Genomic DNA, 17,475 nt, shown 5'->3' with positions numbered 1-17,475 from the left:
CACAGCCAAGCCGCAGGAAACGCCCGGTACCCTGGCTCCCCGTGGACTTCCGTGCGCTGGACGAGTACGTCGCCCTGAACCCCCTGGACCCGAAGGATCTGTTGCAGACCTTCGGCCTCTACGGGGTCTGGGCGATCCTCTTCGCGGAGACCGGCCTGCTGGTCGGCTTCTTCTTCCCCGGTGACTCGCTGCTGTTCCTGGCCGGGATCGCGGCATCACCGGTGGCCGACGCGATCTTCGGCGCCGGCACCAAGATCTCCATCGTGGGCCTGCTGATCGGTGCGCCGGCCTTCGCGGTCGCGGGCGCTCAGTTCGGGCACTTCCTGGGCAAGAGGTACGGGCGGAAGATGTTCGAGCGCCCCGACTCGCGCCTGTTCAAGCGGGAGTACGTGGAGAAGGCGGAGTACTACTTCGAGAAGTTCGGGCCGGCCAAGGCGGTCGTGCTGGCCCGCTTCATCCCCATCGTGCGGACGTTCCTCAACCCGGTGGCCGGCACGCTCGGCATGCCGGCCCGGCAGTTCCTGCTGTGGAACATCGTCGGCGCCGTCCTGTGGGCGGACGGCATCCTGCTGATCGGGTACCTGCTGGCCGACTCGATCTACAAGGCGATCGGCGACCACATCGACCGGTACATCCTGCCCGTGGTCGCGCTGATCGTGCTGATCTCGGTGCTGCCGATCGCGATCGAGATGATCCGGGAGCGGAAGGCGAAGCAGCGGAAGGCGGCCGAGGGTGCCGGCGAGGACGCCGACGCCGGTCCGGCGACGGCGATCGGTGTGGTGGCGGCGGCGACCGTGGCCGGCATCGCCGACGCGATCCAGGACGAGTTCGAGGAGCACCGTCCGCACCAGCACGACCAGTCCTACCAGCCCGAGCAGTCCTACCCCGGCCAGCCTTACCCCGACCAGCCTTACCAGTCGCCGGATCCGCACCGGCCGGAAAATCCGGCCCGGGGCCAGGTCTACGGCGGCGGCCACCAGCAGGATCAGCGCTACGACGGCAATCCGCCGGACCAGCCCTTCGCGCCGCCGACCGGGACCGGATACGACGGTTATCCACAGGACCAGCGCTACGACGGCCATTCGCGGGACGATCAGCGGTACGGTCGCTGACGCCGGCGGCCCTCAGACGGTGACGACCGCCGTGCTCTGCAGGCGGTCGAGAAATTCTTCCGGGACCTCGCGCAGTCCATCCAGGCGGCCGGCGGTCAGGGCGCGGTAGGTCAATTGCGCCGCCTCTTCCAGGTTGCGGGCGCGTTTGTGGGCCAGCTCGACCGACTCGGCCATGACCACACTGCCGTGCTGGCTGAGCACCAGGCAGTCGGTGCCGTCGGCGGCCATCGCCGCGGTCAGCGCGGCCAGTTCGGTGGTGCCGGGCAGCCGGAACGCGACAGTCGAGACCCGGCGCAGATAGAACGCGTGGTCGGTGGTGACGATCCGGATGTGCTCGCCCAGCGCGTCCAGCAGCAGCGCCGTCTGCGGGTGCAGGTGGACGATCGCGTTCACGTCCTCCCGCGTCCGGTAGAGCGCCAGATGCAGGGCGAGCTCGCTGGTCGGCTCGAGCGCCGACCGGCCGCGGGGCACGGGCGTCTCGGAATGCCCCGACGTCAGACCAGCCGTCGCCGGTTCACCGTCCGAGATGCGCACCGCCGTGAAGGTGCTCCGGCTCAGCCGCTCCAGCCAGGCACCGCTCACGGTGACCCAGCAGGCGTCCTCGCCGGGGATGCGAGCCGACAGGTTGCCGCCCGATCCACAGACCAGGCCGGCCTGGACCACGTCGTATCCCACATGCGCGAGCTGATCGCGCAGATCACCGGGGACGTAGTTCACTCCACAACTCCCACGTGCTGGTCGCGCAAATCACCCGGGACGTAGCTCACCCGACAACTCCCACGTGCTGGTCGCGCAAATCACCCGGGACGTAGCTCACCCGACAACTCCCACGTGCTGGTCGCCCAGATCACCCGGGACGTAGCTCACCCGACAACTCCCACTGATCCTCAAGCCTGGCGTCACGCCGCAGACGTGGTGACGCCAGGCGGTGCCTGCACCCCCTGGCGGAGGGCAGTGCTCAGCGCGCCTTCTTGGTCGCCCGCTTGCGCGGCGGGGTCAGCAGGTCGGCGATGGTCGCGATCGCCGTCGGCACCAGGCGGTAATACGCCCACACGCCGCGCTTCTCGCGCTCGAGGAGCCCAGCCTCGGTCAGGATCCGCAAGTGGTGGCTCACGGTGGGCTGCGAGAGGCCGAGCGGGGCCGTAAGGTCGCAGACGCACGCCTCACCGTCCGTTGCGGACTGGATGAGGCTGAGCAGCCGCAGCCGTGCGGGGTCGGCGAGTGCTTTGAGCACTCCCGCCAGACGCTCGGCGTCGGCACGTTCAATCGGCTCGCCCGCGAGGGGCGAGATCTGAGGCATTGTCATTTCCGCCAACGCAGTTCCCACGATCTCCATCCTTCCACCAACTGCATCGATTCTCCTGCATGTAAGCAGGAACGAACCGGCTGACTTCCAGGCCGTAAGGCCGACATCGATCACCGGGTTGGTCTATCTCTTCGACTTCCCGTAGCCCCTGCGGGTTCCGCTGGTCGTCCATTCCTCGGTACCGACTTCGGTCTCTGCCTCCTGCAACGCCTCAGCCGCCGTCTGGTCGCTGTCCAACTTCGTCAAGCTCTCGATCCGACACCTCGGAGTGAGACGCTTCACATTGTCGATTTGTCGATCGTCAGGCTGCGTTGCCGCCAGCGGCCCTCCGCCATCCGCGCCGCGAAGCTCGGCCCTGGTGCTGCGCCGGCACCCTTGCCGTCCCCTTGCTTCACGACCCGATGAAAGCACGCCACAACGCTGTGCAACGACCCTTTAGTCGATGAATTTACGCAGGTCGTAGCGTCCTTCCCTGCCATCGAGAGTACTGGCAGCCGGAAACCGGACCGTTCCGCCCCGCCGGGGCGGAAAGGGAACTATTGACCATCGCCAGTACGACGCCCTATTGGAAATATTGTTTACTGAATGGTTGTCGATTTAGGGTGATCCGTGAGGGATAGACGCAGCTCAAAGCACCTATCCCCGGCGCGCGGGCGGGACCGGACCTTGAACGCAGCCGGAACAACCGCGTTCACCGCCCGAAAACACCTTTGGCCGTACGTCAGGAAACACCCGCCGATAAGGCTGGCCCGAGGCTGGCCGGACGGCCGTACCCCACCCATCCTCGGTGGTCAACGGTACCCGTTCGGGTGAGCCACAACCATCAATGTCCGATCCCGTGCGGGTGACCGTGCACACGGCGTCCCACCTCGGAGGACGCACACGGCGATTGTGCCGATCAACGCTCGGTAACCATTGTCCGGGCCCATCCGGGACCGGTTCCGGCAGCGAACTCACAGCGATCTTTACGCCGATACGCAGCCAATGGCGCGAGTCGATGCCTCAGAGTGCCCGAATGACTCCCAGGTGACCTAAGTCACACCGACTTCTCATCGTCCAAGGACTGAGATTTGGAGGCCGGCTCGGCATAGGGCGGGGCCACCGGGGTGGGCGACGATGCCGCGGGCGGCAGGGTTGCCGGCTCCTGCGACCAGGCCTCGTCGGAGGCGAGGCGCGCGCCCGGCTCCGTATCCGGGGAATCAGGACCAGCACCCGGCGCGGGCCGACCAGGTGACGCAGGCTGGACGGCCGCAGGGGGCTGACCAGGCGACGCGGGGTGGATCGCAGGCGCGGGGTGAGCCGCGGGCGCGGCGTGAGCCCCAGACGTCGGGTGAGCCGCAGGAGCGGGGTGAACGGGCGGGGCGGTTGCTTCGGACGGCGCGGGGCGGGACCAGAAGGCCTGGTCCTCGGCGGTCGGAGCGGGAGCGCCGGGGTATGTCGGCTGAGGCGCCCCATAAGGCGGCTGGGCTGCGACCGGCGCTCCGTACGGCGGTTGAGGGGTGGCATAGGGCGGCTGGGCCTGGGACGGGGGGAAGGCCGGCGACGCCGGGAAGGCGGCCGCCGGATTCGGGCCCGGCGCGCCGGACACCGGCTGCGCATAGGCGTTAGCCGACCCATATGTCGGCAATGCGACATATGACTGAGAACCTCGTCCGGGGTCGCCGGTCTTGCGGAAGAACGAACCCGACCCGAAAGCCAGCAGCAGAATCACGATCAGGTACCCGACGACCTGCGCGATCACCAGCCCGACGTTCAGGCTGATCCAGGACTGCGGGTACGCCCCCGACAGCGCGAAGCCGAGCGTTCCCGGCGCACCCTCGCCGGCTTTTTGTGCTCCGACCGCGATCCCCGAGCCGCAACCGAACAGCACGCCCAGCCCACACAGCACCCAGGTCGCGACGCGCGCGCCGCCGCTGCCGCGGCGCAGCCCGAGCGCCAGCACGATGTAGAGCGCGAACAACACGACGGCCAGCACCGTCCCGATCGCCGCGAACATCCACACCACTGTCACGTAGCCATCGACGTCGGCCGTTCCGGCGGTCCCGGCGGCGGATCGGAAGCGGTCGATCACGCCTGGGGTCACGGCCAGGGTGACGACCGCGTAGACCAGACCGATCAAGGCCATGACCAGCAGCAACACGGCGGCCAGCTGGACCGCGGCCGGGCGGCGGGGCTGATCCGCGGTGGGCGGAGGCGCCTGCGGGGGATACGTCGCGGCGTAGGACATGAGGGGAACCTACCCGGGTGACTGCCGGGTCAGGGCTGCGCGGTCGGATCCGACGGCGGCCGCTGCTCGTCCTCGGGCCGGCTCCACGGGTCCGACGATGGCGGAGGCGGCGGCTGAGCGGGCGGCTGGGCCGGAGATTGAGCCTGCGGCTGGGCCGGAGGCTGAGCCTGCGGCTGGGCCGGAGGCTGAGCGGACGGCTGGCCCTGCGGATAGGTGGGGTAGACCGGATATTGCGGCGCTCCGGCCGGCGGCCCGGACGGCTGACCCGGCGGGTAGGACGGCTGACCGGGGTAGGACGGCTGACCGGGAGAGGACGGCTGACCCGGCGGGTACGGGGGCTGGCCACCGGGATAGGCCGGGTACGGCAGGGACGGGTCGAAGCCCCGCGGCGGCTGGCGGAAGTACGCGTTCGACGCCGGCAACGCCAGCAGGATGACCGCCCCGAGGATGGTCAGGAACGAGATCACCGACAGAGTCGTGGTCACCGGCGTATACCAGGACGGCAGGGCCGCCTCCAGCGCCGCCTGCAACTCGGCCGAAGTCGGCCCGCTGGCCGAGCCGGTCGACTCGAGGCCGCTCAGCTGGTTGGTGAAGGCGTTGCCGGCCAGGCCGAACCCGCCGCAGCAGAGCATCAGGCCACCGATCACCCAGGTGGTGATGCGGGCGCCGTTGCGGCCGCGGTTGTTGTAGATGGCCAAAATCACCAGACCGGCCGAGAACAGGACCTGGAGCACGACGCCGAACACGCTGGCCCCGACGATCAGCGACTCGGTGCCCTCGGCGACCGTGCCCCGGTAGAGGTCGGCGTACGCGTCGGAGAGCTTGCCCACCGTGGTCAGCGACAGAACGCTCCCGATCAGGGAGACCGCAGCCGTGCCCCAGAGCAGATAGGTCGACGCGCTGACCGTGGCCGGGCGCTGACCCGGGTACGTCGGACTGGTCACGATCCCCCCTCGTTGATCCGTTCACGGTATCGGGCGAGCGCCATGCTCGCGACCACGGCACACGACCCCCGCACCTGTGGCAACATCGCCCGAGATGATGGATTTGGCCCGAATAAGTCGGCCCTTCAGGGGACGCCATCGACCGACTCCGCCCCCTACACTTCGGTTTCGTGGCGCCCAGCTGGCAGCAGAGACCTCCAGCGGCCCACCGTGCCCATCCGAGTCGCCGCCCGCGCACCTTTGACGCCGGGGAACAGGCAGACCGGATCCGGGCACCCACCCGATTGCGCCGGCCGCGTGACCACACCGCGGCCGCCCCAGACATGCGAAGGACCGGTGAGTCCCACATGCCACACGCAGACACCCTGACCGTTGTGCACCATGACGACACCAGGACCCGCTACACGGACGTTCGTTACCAGCTCGTCCGGGGCGGGATCAGGATCTGGTCCGATGAGGGCGAACACGCCTTCGAAGACATCCTGATGACCCACGCCTACCGGCAACGGGAGGCGCGCGACTGACAGAGAAAGCCCCGGGCGTCGCCCGGGGCTTTTCTCATGCTCGGCGTACGCCGAGGGTGTCCTTCTCGTCAACGATGTCGACCAGCACGGTGTCGCCGTCACTGATCTCCCCGGCCAGCAGGGCCCGGGCCAGCGAATCCCCGATCGCCGACTGCACGAGTCGCCGCAGCGGGCGGGCGCCGTAGATCGGGTCGTAGCCGTACTCGCCCAGCCACTGCACCGCGGCCTCGCTGACCTCGAGGTGGAGCCGCCGGTCGGCGAGCCGCTGACGCAGCCGGCCGAGCTGGATCTCGACAATCCTGGCCAGGTCCTGAGCGGTCAGCGAGTGGAACACCACGATGTCGTCGAGCCGGTTGAGGAACTCCGGCTTGAAGTGGTCGCGGACGGTGGCCATCACCTGTTCCCGGCGGGTGTCCTCCCCGAGCGTGAAGTCGGAGATGAACGAGGAGCCCAGGTTGGAGGTGAGGACCAGGATGGCGTTGCGGAAGTCGACCGTACGGCCCTGTCCGTCGGTGAGCCGGCCGTCGTCGAGCACCGCGAGCAGCACGTCGAAGACGTCCGGGTGGGCCTTCTCGACCTCGTCGAGGAGCACGACACTGTATGGCCGCCGGCGCACCGCCTCGGTCAGCTGACCGCCCTCCTCGTAGCCGACGTAGCCGGGCGGGGCGCCGACCAGGCGGGCGACCGAGTGCTTCTCGGCGTACTCGCTCATGTCGATCCGGATCATGGCCCGCTCGTCGTCGAACAGGAAGCCGGCCAGCGCCTTGGCCAGCTCGGTCTTGCCGACGCCGGTGGGGCCGAGGAAGAGGAAGCTGCCGGTCGGGCGGTCGGGGTCGGCCACTCCGGCCCGGGCCCGGCGTACCGCACCGGCCACCGCGGCCACTGCCTCGGCCTGGCCGACCACCTTGGCCTGGAGCGATTCCTCCATCCGGAGCAGTTTCGCGGTCTCGCCCTCCAGCATCCGGCCGGCCGGGATGCCGGTCCACGACGAGATCACCTCGGCGATGTCGTCGGCGCCGACGTCCTCCTTGACCATCGGCGGTTCCTCGGGGGCGTCGGTCTCGGCCGCGGCGGCCGCGTCGATCTCTTTCTTGAGCTCGGGGATGACCTGGTAGAGCAGCCGGGACGCCTTTTCCAGGTCGCCGTCGCGCTGGGCCCGCTCCTGCTCGGCGGAGGTCTCGTCGAGCCGCTTCTTGAGCTCACCGACCAGGTTGAGGCCGCCGCGCTCGCGCTCCCACCGGGCGGTCAGGGCGGTCAGTTCCTCCTCGCGGTCGGCCAGGTCGCGTTCCAGCTTTTCCAGCCGGGCCTGGGACGCCGGGTCGGTCTCCTTGGCCAGGGCCAGCCGCTCGACCTGCATCCGGTCGACCTGGCGGAGCAACTGGTCGAGGGCCACCGGTCGGGAGTCGATCTCCATGCGCAGCCGGGACGCGGCCTCGTCGATCAGGTCGATGGCCTTGTCGGGCAGGAACCGGTCGGTGATGTAGCGGTCGGACAACGCGGCCGCGGCGACCAGCGCGCCGTCGGTGATCTGGACCCGGTGGTGGGCTTCGTACCGGCCCTTGAGGCCGCGGAGGATGCCGATGGTGTCCTCGACGCTGGGCTCGCCGACCACAACCGGCTGGAAGCGCCGCTCCAGGGCCGGGTCCTTCTCGATGCGCTCGCGGTACTCGTCGAGGGTGGTCGCGCCGACCATGCGGAGCTCGCCGCGGGCCAGCATCGGCTTGAGCATGTTGCCGGCGTCCATCGAGCCCTCGGCCTTGCCCGCGCCGACCACGGTGTGCAGCTCGTCGAGGAAGGTGACGATCTTGCCGTTGGAGTTGCGGATCTCTTCCAGGACCGACTTGAGCCGTTCCTCGAACTGGCCGCGGAACTGCGCCCCGGCCACCATCGCGCCCAGGTCGAGCGAGACCAGCCGTTTGTCGCGCAGCGACTCGGGCACGTCGCCGGCCACGATGCGCTGGGCCAAGCCCTCGACGATCGCGGTCTTGCCCACGCCGGGCTCACCGATCAGGACCGGGTTGTTCTTGGTCCGCCGGGACAGCACCTGGACGACGCGGCGGATCTCGGCGTCCCGACCGATGACCGGGTCGATCTTGCCCTCGCGGGCCTGCGCGGTGAGGTCGATGCTGTATTTCTCCAGCGCCTTGTAGGTCTCCTCGGGCTCCTCCGAGGTCACCCGGCGGTCGCCGCCACGCACCTGGGGGAAGGCCGCGACCAGCGACTCCTCGGTGGCACCGGCGCCACGCAGGGTCTTGCCGACGGCACCGCCGACCCGGGCCAGGCCGGCCAGCAGGTGCTCGGTAGAGACGAACTCGTCGTTGAGCGTCTTGGCCAGCTGCTCGGCCTCGCCGATGGCGTTGAGGAACTCGCGGGACAGGTTGGGCTCGGCGATGCTGGAGCCGCGGGCGGACGGCATCTGCTCGAGGGCGCGTACCGCGGCGCGACGGATGTCGATCGGGTTGGCGCCGACCGCCTCGAGCAGACCGCGCGCGGTCGACCCGGTGGTGCCCAGCAGCGCCAGAAGCATGTGCCAGGGCTCGACGGTGGCGTGGCCGCGCTGCCCGGCGTCGGCGGCGGCCGCCTTGATGACGTCACGGCTCTTGGTCGTGAGACGGTCGGCGTTCATGTGCTCCCCTGTGGAAAAAACCCGGACTCGCAAACTTGAGCCTAGTCCGCTCAACCCTAATTCGTCGACACAATGTCGGGGGGCCGCCGTAACGTCTGAGGAATGCCGACCCTGACCGCCCGTACGCCGGGGTTCGCCGGCGGGCCGGGGTTCGCCCGGATGTTCGTACCCCTCGGACTGGTCTTTCTGACCGTCGGCATCTCTGTCGCCCTGGTGCTGCCGTTCCTGTCGCTGTTCCTGAGCACCGAGGTGCGGGCGAGTCCACTGCAGGTCACGGTGGCGCTGGTCGTCGGCCCGCTCTCGGGCGTGCTGGCCGGCACGCTGATCGGCCGGCTCTCCGACCGCCGCCCGATCCGGCGCAAACTGCTGATCGGTGCGGCCGTGTTCGGCCTGGCCGGGACCGCGCTGTTCGCGGTGATCCGCGACTACTGGGTGCTGATGGTCGTCCAGATCACCATCGTGGCCATCGCCGGCTCGCTGTTCCCGCAGTCGTTCGCCTACGCCCGGGAAGCCCTCGAGCGGGCCGTGCCGGGCCGATCGGCGATGGGGATCACCAGCCTGCGGACGGTCTTCTCGATCGCCTGGGTGGCCGGTCCCCCACTCGCCGCGGTGCTGATCGAGGTGGGTGGCTTCCGGCTGGTCTACGGCTGCGCCGCGCTGATGTACGGGCTGGCCGCGTTCCTTTCCACCGTCGCGCTCCCGGACGTCCGCCCCCTCGACCCGGTCCCGGACGACGTGCTCCCGGACGACCCGACGCCACCCCTCAGCCGCGGCAAGGCCCTGCTGATCACCGTGATCTTCACCGCGCTCCAGTGCCCGATGACCCTGAGCGTGCAGGCGCTGCCGCTGCACATCAGCACCAACCTGGGCGGCGAGGTGTCCGACGCCGGGCTGGTGCTCGGACTGTGTGCCGCGCTGGAGATCCCGCTGCTGCTCGGGCTGGGCTGGCTGGCCACCCGCTTGCCGGTGCGGGCGGTGATCATCGGAGGCGCGGTCTGCGGCGTCGGCTACTTCCTGATCGTCTTCACCGCCGGCGAGGTGTGGATGCTGCTGGTCGCCCAGCTGCTGAACGCCCTGTTCATCGCGGCCGTGTCCGGCCCGTCGATCAGCTTCGTGCAGGACATGCTCCCGTCCGAACCGGGCCGGGCGACCACCCTGTTCACCAATACCTTCCCGATCGGGGCGATGCTGGCCGGGCCCCTGTTCGGGGTGGCTCAACGCTTCGACTACCGGCTGGCCTTCCTGATGTGCGCCGCCCTGCTGGTGGTGGGCGTGGTGTTGCTGGCGGTCATGCGCACCGAACGACGGCAGCCGGTGGGTTAGCGTTGATGACGTGCGCGTACGGGTAGAACAGACTCCGCTGCCGGGCATCGGTGTCCGGCACGACCTGATCACCTCGTCGGGTCGTACGGTCGGGGTGGTCTCGCACCGCAACGGCCGTCGCGACCTGGTCCTCTACGACGTGGACGACCCGGATGCCTGCCTCGCCGCCATACCGCTGACCGACGACGAGGCGGAGGCCTTGGCCGACGTCCTCGGCGCCTCCCTGATGCTGGGCCAGCTGGCCGGGCTCCGGCAGCAGGCGGCCGGCCTGCTCACCGAGCAGATCGCCCTGCCCGCCGGCTCGCCGTTCGTCGGGCGCAAGCTGGGCGACACCCGAGCCCGCACCCGGACGAGCGCCTCGATCGTCGCCGTGCTGCGCGACCGTGAGGTGATCGCCTCACCCGGGCCGTCGTTCGTCTTCGAGGCCAACGACGTGGTGGTCGCGGTCGGCACCCGGGCGGGGCTCGACGGCGTGACCGCGATCCTGGCCGGCGAGACCGACGACTGAATCGTGCACGAGACGACGATCCTCCTCATCGAGGTCGGCGCCCTCCTCTTCGCGCTCGGCATGCTGGGCCGGCTGGGCCGCCGGATCGGGCTCTCCCCCATCCCGCTCTACCTGCTGGCCGGGCTGGCCTTCGGGCACGGCGGGATGCTGCCGCTCTCGGCCAGCGAGGAATTCATCGAGGTCGGCGCCGAGATCGGCGTGATCCTCCTGCTGGTCATGCTCGGCCTGGAGTACTCGGCGACCGAGCTGGTCGGCAACCTGCGCGCCTCGGCTCCCGCCGGCGTGCTCGACATGCTGCTCAACGCGCTGCCCGGGGCGGGGTTCGCCTTCCTGCTGGGCTGGGGCTGGGAGGCGGCGCTGGTGCTGGCCGGCATCACCTGGGTGTCGTCGTCCGGGGTGATCGCCAAGGTGCTGGGCGACCTGGGCCGGCTCGGCAACCGCGAGACGCCGGTGATCCTGTCCGTGCTGGTCATCGAGGACCTGGCCATGGCCTTCTACCTGCCGCTGGTCACCGCGGTGCTGGCCGGGGTGGGCCTGATCGGCGGGCTCGAGGCGCTGGCGGTCGCGGTGGTCACGGTGATCGCGGTGCTGGTCGTCGCGATCCGGTACGGCGGGGCCATCTCCAGCTTCATGTCGGTCCGCGACGCCGAGGCCCTGTTGCTCAGCGTGCTCGGTCTGACGTTGTTCGTCGCCGGGGTGGCGGCCGAGCTCAAGGTGTCCGCCGCGGTCGGCGCGTTCCTGGTCGGCATCGCGCTATCCGGCCCGGTGGCGCACCACGCCACCCAGATGCTGTCGCCGCTGCGTGACCTGTTCGCGGCCGTGTTCTTCGTGTTCTTCGGGCTGTCCACCAACCCGGCCGACATGCCGCCGGTGCTGCTGCCCGCGTTCGGGCTGGCCGTATTGACCATGCTGACCAAGCTGGCCACCGGCTACATCGGCGCCCGGCGGGCCGGCATCGCGTTGCCCGGCCGGGTGCGGGCCGGCATCGCGCTGATGCCGCGGGGCGAGTTCTCGGTTGTCATCGCCGGCCTGGCCGTCGCCTCCGGGGTCGAGCCGGAGCTGGCTCCGCTGGCCACGGCCTACGTTCTGATCACGGTGGTTAGTGGTCCGCTATTGGCGCGTCTGCCGGATTATGCGTGGTTCAAGGCATTCATCCGGCGCAAGATGGCCGTTTCCCCGCCTGCCGCACCGCTGGCCGCCCCCGACTGACTGGCGATCAGGTCCGCACGCTGCACAAAGCTACTTGTCAGTATCAGATTGTGAACGGGTAGACCTTTCGCATCCGGGTTGCCGCACGCTAGCGTTCCGCTGACAGTTTCGTGTTTTGGGACACTCAGGCGGCGAACGTGAGCTTGCGTGAATCGGCATTCATCGGATTCGCGAACCCGGTCGACCCGCGCCCGGACGAGCTTCAGGCGTGGGCGTACCACCCGGAGGCCGTACCACTGGACTCCATGCCCCCGGACTGGGACCTGCTGATCGCCGGGGATGTACTCGGCCCGGTCCTGTTCGAACTGGCCATGGACAGGCAGTGTCCGGCGCGGCGGTTCGCGCTGCACTGCATGTATATCTACGCCGCCGACGGCGTCCGTCCCAACGCGTCCTCGCAGCGCAAGCGCCGGCTCAAGAAGTACGTCGAGCGGGCCGAAGAGGTCGGCGACGAGCCGATGCAGATCTGGGCGCACAACTGTCGCGTGCTGATGACCCGCCCCGAGCTCTTCGACTACGAGGAGTGGATCGAGGGCGGCCTGGTCCGGCACCCGCGCCGCCTCGGCCTCTTCCACCGCCGCTGACGCGGGCTCAGGGCTTACGCGGGCGCCACACCACCAGAGCGGTGGACGGGCGCTCGTGGCGCACCAGGTCACGCCCCGGATAGGCGGCCATCGCCTCGGCCTGGGCGACCCGCGTGTAGGCCTCGTCGAGCTCGGCCTCCAGCTCGGCCACCCGCTGCTGCAGGTCGCCGACCAGCTGCTCGAGCGCGATGATGCGCTTGATGCCGGCCAGGTTGACGCCGTCGTCCTGGCTGAGCCGCTGCACCTCGCGGAGCAGGGCGACATCGCGCTCGCTGTAGCGCCGGCCGCCGCCCCCGGCCCGGCCGGCCTGCACCAGACCCAGCCGGTCGTACTGCCGGAGGGTCTGCGGGTGCATGCCGGCCAGCCGGGCGGCGACCGAGATGATCAGGACCTTCGCATCGGAGGCCTGCTCCATCGAGATGTGGATCTCTTCATACATGTGCCACCTCCTTAACGATCGATCCTCATCACTGAAACCTACCCAAGCCGGCGCAGTCGCGCCTCTATCCGATCGCGTCCGGCGGCCGGCGTGAGCTTGGCAAACTGCTCGAGAGCGTCTCGCGCCTCGTCGGAGACCTGGGCCGGCACCTGCACGTCGACGGTGACGATCAGGTCGCCCGCCTCGCCGTTGCGGCGCTGCACACCCTTACCCCGGGCGCGCAGCTTGCGGCCGCTCGGAGTGCCCGGTGGGACCCGCAGCGTGACCGGGGTGTCCATGGTCGGCACCCGCAGATCGGTGCCGAGCACGGCTTCGGCCATGGTGATCGGCACGGTCAGCGTGAGGTCGTCGCCGCTGCGGCCGAACAGGTCGTCCGGTCTGACCTTGACCTGCACGTAGAGGTCGCCGGCGGGACCGCCCCGCTCGCCCGGCTCACCACGGCCGCTGAGCCGGATGCGCTGCCCGTCGCCGACGCCGGCCGGGAACCGCACGTTGATCGTGCGGTTCTTGGTGACGCCGCCGGTGCCACGGCACTCCGGGCACTTCTGGTCGACGATGCTCCCCGCGCCCTGGCACTCGCGGCACGGCTCGGAGAAGCTGAACGACCCCTGGTTACGCGAGATCAGCCCGGTGCCGGCGCACTGCGGGCAGGTCCGCGGCACGGTGCCCGGCTTGGCGCCGTTGCCGTGACAGGTGTCGCAGACGCCCGGCGACCGCAGCGTCAGCGGCAGCGTCGTGCCCTGGACGGCGTGCACGAAGTCGAGGGTGACCTCAGCCTCGACGTCACGGCCCCGCTGCGGCCCGCTGCGCCGGGGACCGGCTCCACTGGGACCGCCGCCCGAGAAGATCGAGCTGAAGATGTCGGAGAACCCGGCCCCGCCGAACCGGCGGTCGCCGGCCGAACCGCCCCCGCCCGGCCCGGTGAAACCACCGAACAGGTCGGACGGGTCGAACCCGCCGCCGGAGCGCGCGCCCCGGCGGAACGCGCCCGAGCCGAACAGCGAGCGCATCTCGTCGTACTCTTTGCGCTTCTTCTCGTCCGACAGCACGTCGTAGGCCTCGGACGCGGCCTTGAACTTGTCCTCCGCCTCCTGGTTGCCCGGGTTGCGGTCGGGGTGGAGCTCACGTGCCAGCTTGCGGTACGACTTCTTGATCTCGTCGGCGGAGGCGGACTTGCTCACCCCGAGGACGGCGTAGAAGTCCTTCTCCAGCCAGTCCTTCGAACTCAACTCATCCACCTCCGCTGCGATGCTGCTTCACTCCACGTCCCGTCCGCCGGCGAACCGGCGGACGGGACCAGCTGCGGAGTCACTCCGGGTCGGCGACCGCGACGAGGGCGGGCCTCAGCAGCCGCTCGCCCAGCGTGTAACCCCTGCGCATCACCTCGACGCAGGTCGGCTCCTTGACGTCCGGGGACGTCAGGTGGGCCACCGCCTCGTGCCGGGTCGGGTCGAAGGGGTCACCCTTCTCACCGAACGCCGCCAGCCCGAACTTGCCGGTGGCCGCGGTCAGCGCCTCGGCCACCGTCGCGAACGGCCCCTTGAGGTCGTCGTGCTCCCGGGCGCGGTCGATGTCGTCGAGCACCGGCAGCAGTGCGGAGAGCACCGAGCCGGTGGTCTGCTCGGCGGCCGCGCCGCGGTCCCGGTCGACCCGCTTGCGGTAGTTGGCGTATTCCGCCGTCACCCGCTGCAGGTCGCGCGTGCGCTCCTCCAGGTCGTGCCGGAGCGCTTCGAGCTCCGCGCCGAGCGCCGGGGGCGGCGACGGGGTCGCCGCCCCCGGCTTCTCGGGAACGACCTGGGTGCCCTCCTCGGGGTCGGCGGCGCGGTGCGCGCCGGCCCGCTTGGGCTCCTTCGCCTTCGACTCCTTGGCGTCGCTCACGGACTCCCCTGGTGCCTTGCCGTTCGGGTTGATCTTGCGCCGGTCGCGGATGACGACCCGCTCGGTCGCCTGACCGTCGTTCTCGTCGTCCGCGCCGCTCACTTCTTGTCGTCCTCGACGATCTCGGCGTCCACCACGTCATCCTGACCGCCGGCGGCCTGACCCGACGGACCACCTGTCGCACCGGCGGCGCCGGGGGCCTGGGTGCCGTCCGGTCCGGGCGCACCCTCGGTGCCGTCGGCCTGCTGCTGCGCGTAGAGCAGCGAGCCGGCCTCCTGGGACACCTTGGCCAGTTCCTCGTGCGCGGTCTTGATCTTTTCGATGTCGGTGCCACCGAGCGCGCCACGCAGCTCGCTGAGCGACTCCGAGATCTTGGTGCGGCTGTCCTCGGGAAGCTTGTCGCCGCTCTCGGCCAGGAACTTCTCGGTCTGCCACTGAAGCTGCTCGGCGAGGTTGCGGGTCTCCGCGTCCTCCTTGCGCTTCTTGTCGTCGTCCGCGTGGTCCTGAGCGTCGCGCATCATGCGCTCGATGTCGTCCTTCGGCAGCGCCGAGCCGCCGGTGATCGTCATCTTCTGCTCTTTGCCGGTGCCCATGTCCTTGGCGGCCACGTGCACGATGCCGTTCGCGTCGATGTCGAAGGTGACCTCGATCTGCGGCACGTTGCGCGGCGCCGGCGGCAGGCCGGTCAGCTCGAAGGTGCCGAGCTTCTTGTTGTACGCCGCGATCTCACGCTCGCCCTGGAAGACCTGGATCAGCACGGACGGCTGGTTGTCGTCGGCCGTGGTGAAGACCTCGGAGCGCTTGGTCGGGATGGTGGTGTTGCGCTCGATCAGCTTGGTGAAGATGCCGCCCTTGGTCTCGATGCCCAGCGACAGCGGGGTCACGTCGAGCAGCAGGACGTCCTTGACCTCGCCCTTGAGCACACCGGCCTGCAGCGCGGCGCCGACGGCCACGACCTCGTCCGGGTTGACGCCCTTGTTCGGCTCGCGGCCGGTCAGGCTCTTGACCAGGTCGGACACGGCGGGCATGCGGGTCGAGCCGCCGACCAGGATCACGTGGTCGACATCCGACACCTTGACGCCGGCGTCCTTGATCGCCTGCTCGAACGGGGCCTTGGTGCGGTCCAGCAGATCCTGCGTCATGCGCTGGAACTCGGACCGGCTCAGGCTCATGTCCAGGTGCAGCGGCCCGTCCGGGCCGGCCGTGATGTAGGGCAGGTTGATGCTGGTGGTGCTGGCCGCGGACAGCTCGATCTTGGCCTTCTCGGCGGCCTCACGCAGACGCTGCAGGGCCATCTTGTCCTGGCTCAGGTCGATGCCGTTGGCGCCGCGGAAGGTCTTGACCAGGTGGTCGATGACCCGCTGGTCCCAGTCGTCGCCGCCCAGGTGGTTGTCACCCGAGGTCGACTTGACCTCGATGACGCCCTCGCCCAGCTCCAGCAGCGAGACGTCGAAGGTGCCGCCGCCCAGGTCGAAGACCAGAACGGTCTGCTCCTTGGAGCCCTTGTCGAGCCCGTACGCCAGCGCGGCGGCGGTGGGCTCGTTGACGATCCGCAGGACGTTGAAGCCCGCGATCTCGCCGGCCTCCTTGGTCGCCTGCCGCTGAGCGTCGTTGAAGTACGCCGGGACGGTGATCACCGCGTCGGTGACCGTCTCGCCCAGGTAGGCCTCGCTGTCGCGCTTGAGCTTCATCAGCACCCGCGCGGAGATTTCCTGCGGGGTGTACTTCTTGCCGTCGATGTCGATGTTCCAGTTGGTGCCGACCTCACGCTTGACCGAACGAATGGTCCGGTCCGGGTTGGTCACCGCCTGGCGCTTGGCGACCTCGCCGACCAGCACCTCCCCGTTGCGTGCGAAGGCGACGATGGACGGGGTCGTCCGGGAGCCCTCCGCGTTGGCGATGACGGTGGGCTCGCCTCCTTCCAGAACGCTGACGCAGGAGTTCGTGGTGCCGAGGTCGATGCCGACCGCACGTGCCATGTTGGTAGTCCTCGCTTCGCTTCGCTTCGTGTCTCGGGACCACAAGTTGAGTGGACCGGACTCAATAATGCCACGGGGGCGCACGTCGTCAAGTTGAAGTTGAGCGGATGCGACGCAAGTTCGGTCGGCTATGTTCCTGTCCGGTCACGGCACACGGGTACCTGTTGTCTGTGTCGTATAGATCGGGCACGCTTTACGGCGTGACGACGCAGGGTGACGCGGCAGGTCGGGCGGCCTCCGCCGAACCAGGCAATCCATCGACCTCATCAGAAGATCAAAAATCAACTTCCAAGAGCGAAAAATCATTGGGTACGCGGACAGAAGAGTCCCGTGATGTCGACCAGCCGGCACCTGCCGACGACGCGCCGTCGTCAGCCGCCGGGCTGAAGAGCGGGTCGAGCCCCGAGCCGGACGATGAACCCACGGTGGCCGAGCCGCCAGAGGAATCGCCCGCCCCTGACCCCGCCGACACAACCGAGGACCCCACACCCGAGCCGACCGCCGAACCACCGACCGACTCCTCACCCGAGCCGGCCGACGCGGCACCGGCCGAGCCATCACCCGAGCCCGTCGCCGAGGCACCCGCCGAGCGCGACCCCGTCGCCGAGGCATCCGCCGAGCCCGAGCCGGCCGAGGCGGCACCTTCCGAGCCCGACTCTCCCGCCGAGCCCGAAGAGACCACATCATCCGACAATTCCGATAAAACGGATATGGCGGAGTCCACTCCGGACGAACCCACGCTGGTCGAAACCGAACCTCTCACCGAGCCGATCGAGGCCGAAGAGCCACCGACCGAGCCGATCATGGCCGAAGAGC

General features: G+C 69.5%; 15 protein-coding genes and 1 pseudogene. 7 read left to right on the top strand and 9 right to left on the bottom strand.

Translation table 11 applies throughout. The features are described 5' to 3' along the window. Positions 1-41 precede the first annotated feature (41 nt). Positions 42-1,112, top strand: a complete 1,071-nt coding sequence (locus tag ACGFIO_RS24590; protein WP_392828951.1) for a DedA family protein — start codon at positions 42-44, stop codon at positions 1,110-1,112. Between the two features lie 12 nt (positions 1,113-1,124). Here ACGFIO_RS24590 and ACGFIO_RS24585 read toward each other — a convergent pair whose 3' ends face one another. The 4 genes from ACGFIO_RS24585 to ACGFIO_RS24570 form a co-directional block, all read right to left on the bottom strand. Further along, complete coding sequence (locus ACGFIO_RS24585) at positions 1,125-1,829, bottom strand: class II aldolase/adducin family protein (RefSeq protein ID WP_392828950.1); 705 nt, start codon at positions 1,827-1,829, stop codon at positions 1,125-1,127. A 241-nt stretch (positions 1,830-2,070) separates the two neighbouring features. Then, entirely contained in the window at positions 2,071-2,448 is a 378-nt protein-coding gene (locus ACGFIO_RS24580; protein WP_014440216.1) for a helix-turn-helix transcriptional regulator, read from the bottom strand. Between the two features lie 1,006 nt (positions 2,449-3,454). Next, a complete protein-coding gene (locus tag ACGFIO_RS24575; protein WP_392828948.1) occupies positions 3,455-4,558 on the bottom strand; it encodes a hypothetical protein in 1,104 nt (367 codons plus the stop codon). A gap of 116 nt (positions 4,559-4,674) precedes the next feature. Then, the gene (locus tag ACGFIO_RS24570) at positions 4,675-5,589 is read right to left on the bottom strand and encodes a hypothetical protein (protein WP_392828946.1); all 915 of its coding nucleotides are present in this window, start codon (positions 5,587-5,589) and stop codon (positions 4,675-4,677) included. 347 nt (positions 5,590-5,936) lie between these two features. On the opposite strand from ACGFIO_RS24570, the gene ACGFIO_RS24565 reads away from it, so the two are divergent. Continuing rightward, positions 5,937-6,113 carry a hypothetical protein gene (locus tag ACGFIO_RS24565; protein WP_392828945.1) on the top strand — a complete coding sequence of 59 codons (177 nt, stop codon included), beginning with the start codon at positions 5,937-5,939 and terminating at the stop codon, positions 6,111-6,113. A gap of 34 nt (positions 6,114-6,147) precedes the next feature. Here the strand turns inward: ACGFIO_RS24565 and clpB are convergent, their stop codons facing one another. Then, entirely contained in the window at positions 6,148-8,739 is a 2,592-nt protein-coding gene (gene clpB / locus ACGFIO_RS24560; protein WP_392828943.1) for an ATP-dependent chaperone ClpB, read from the bottom strand. A 102-nt stretch (positions 8,740-8,841) separates the two neighbouring features. Here clpB and ACGFIO_RS24555 point away from each other — a divergent pair, with 102 nt between their 5' ends. From ACGFIO_RS24555 to ACGFIO_RS24540, 4 genes are all read left to right on the top strand, one after another. Continuing rightward, entirely contained in the window at positions 8,842-10,062 is a 1,221-nt protein-coding gene (locus tag ACGFIO_RS24555; RefSeq protein WP_392828941.1) for a sugar efflux transporter, read from the top strand. Positions 10,063-10,072: 10 nt separating this feature from the next. Then, the gene (locus ACGFIO_RS24550) at positions 10,073-10,570 is read left to right on the top strand and encodes a cation:proton antiporter regulatory subunit (protein WP_392828939.1); all 498 of its coding nucleotides are present in this window, start codon (positions 10,073-10,075) and stop codon (positions 10,568-10,570) included. A gap of 3 nt (positions 10,571-10,573) precedes the next feature. Then, entirely contained in the window at positions 10,574-11,779 is a 1,206-nt protein-coding gene (locus tag ACGFIO_RS24545) for a cation:proton antiporter (RefSeq protein ID WP_392828937.1), read from the top strand. Positions 11,780-11,916: 137 nt separating this feature from the next. Next, complete coding sequence (locus ACGFIO_RS24540) at positions 11,917-12,363, top strand: hypothetical protein (protein ID WP_392828935.1); 447 nt, start codon at positions 11,917-11,919, stop codon at positions 12,361-12,363. Positions 12,364-12,370: 7 nt separating this feature from the next. On the opposite strand, the gene ACGFIO_RS24535 is transcribed toward ACGFIO_RS24540, so the two are convergent. From ACGFIO_RS24535 to dnaK, 4 genes are all read right to left on the bottom strand, one after another. Beyond that, positions 12,371-12,802, bottom strand: a complete 432-nt coding sequence (locus ACGFIO_RS24535; RefSeq protein ID WP_392828933.1) for a heat shock protein transcriptional repressor HspR — start codon at positions 12,800-12,802, stop codon at positions 12,371-12,373. A gap of 38 nt (positions 12,803-12,840) precedes the next feature. Next, on the bottom strand, positions 12,841-14,031 hold the full coding sequence (gene dnaJ, locus ACGFIO_RS24530) for a molecular chaperone DnaJ (protein ID WP_392828931.1): 1,191 nt from the start codon (positions 14,029-14,031) through the stop codon (positions 12,841-12,843). Positions 14,032-14,110: 79 nt separating this feature from the next. Then, entirely contained in the window at positions 14,111-14,782 is a 672-nt protein-coding gene (grpE, locus tag ACGFIO_RS24525) for a nucleotide exchange factor GrpE (protein WP_392828929.1), read from the bottom strand. After that, positions 14,779-16,659, bottom strand: a complete 1,881-nt coding sequence (gene dnaK / locus ACGFIO_RS24520; protein WP_392828927.1) for a molecular chaperone DnaK — start codon at positions 16,657-16,659, stop codon at positions 14,779-14,781. Before dnaK ends, grpE begins: the two co-directional genes overlap by 4 nt. Before the next feature lie 107 nt (positions 16,660-16,766). Here dnaK and ACGFIO_RS24515 point away from each other — a divergent pair. After that, positions 16,767-17,475: pseudogene (locus ACGFIO_RS24515) on the top strand (hypothetical protein); the annotation flags it as partial.

This window comes from Actinoplanes sp. NPDC049265 (assembly GCF_043197135.1).
GTDB lineage: Bacteria > Actinomycetota > Actinomycetes > Mycobacteriales > Micromonosporaceae > Actinoplanes.
The sequence above is the reverse complement of the archived record's forward strand: the minus strand, read 5'-3'. Positions and strand labels throughout refer to the sequence as shown.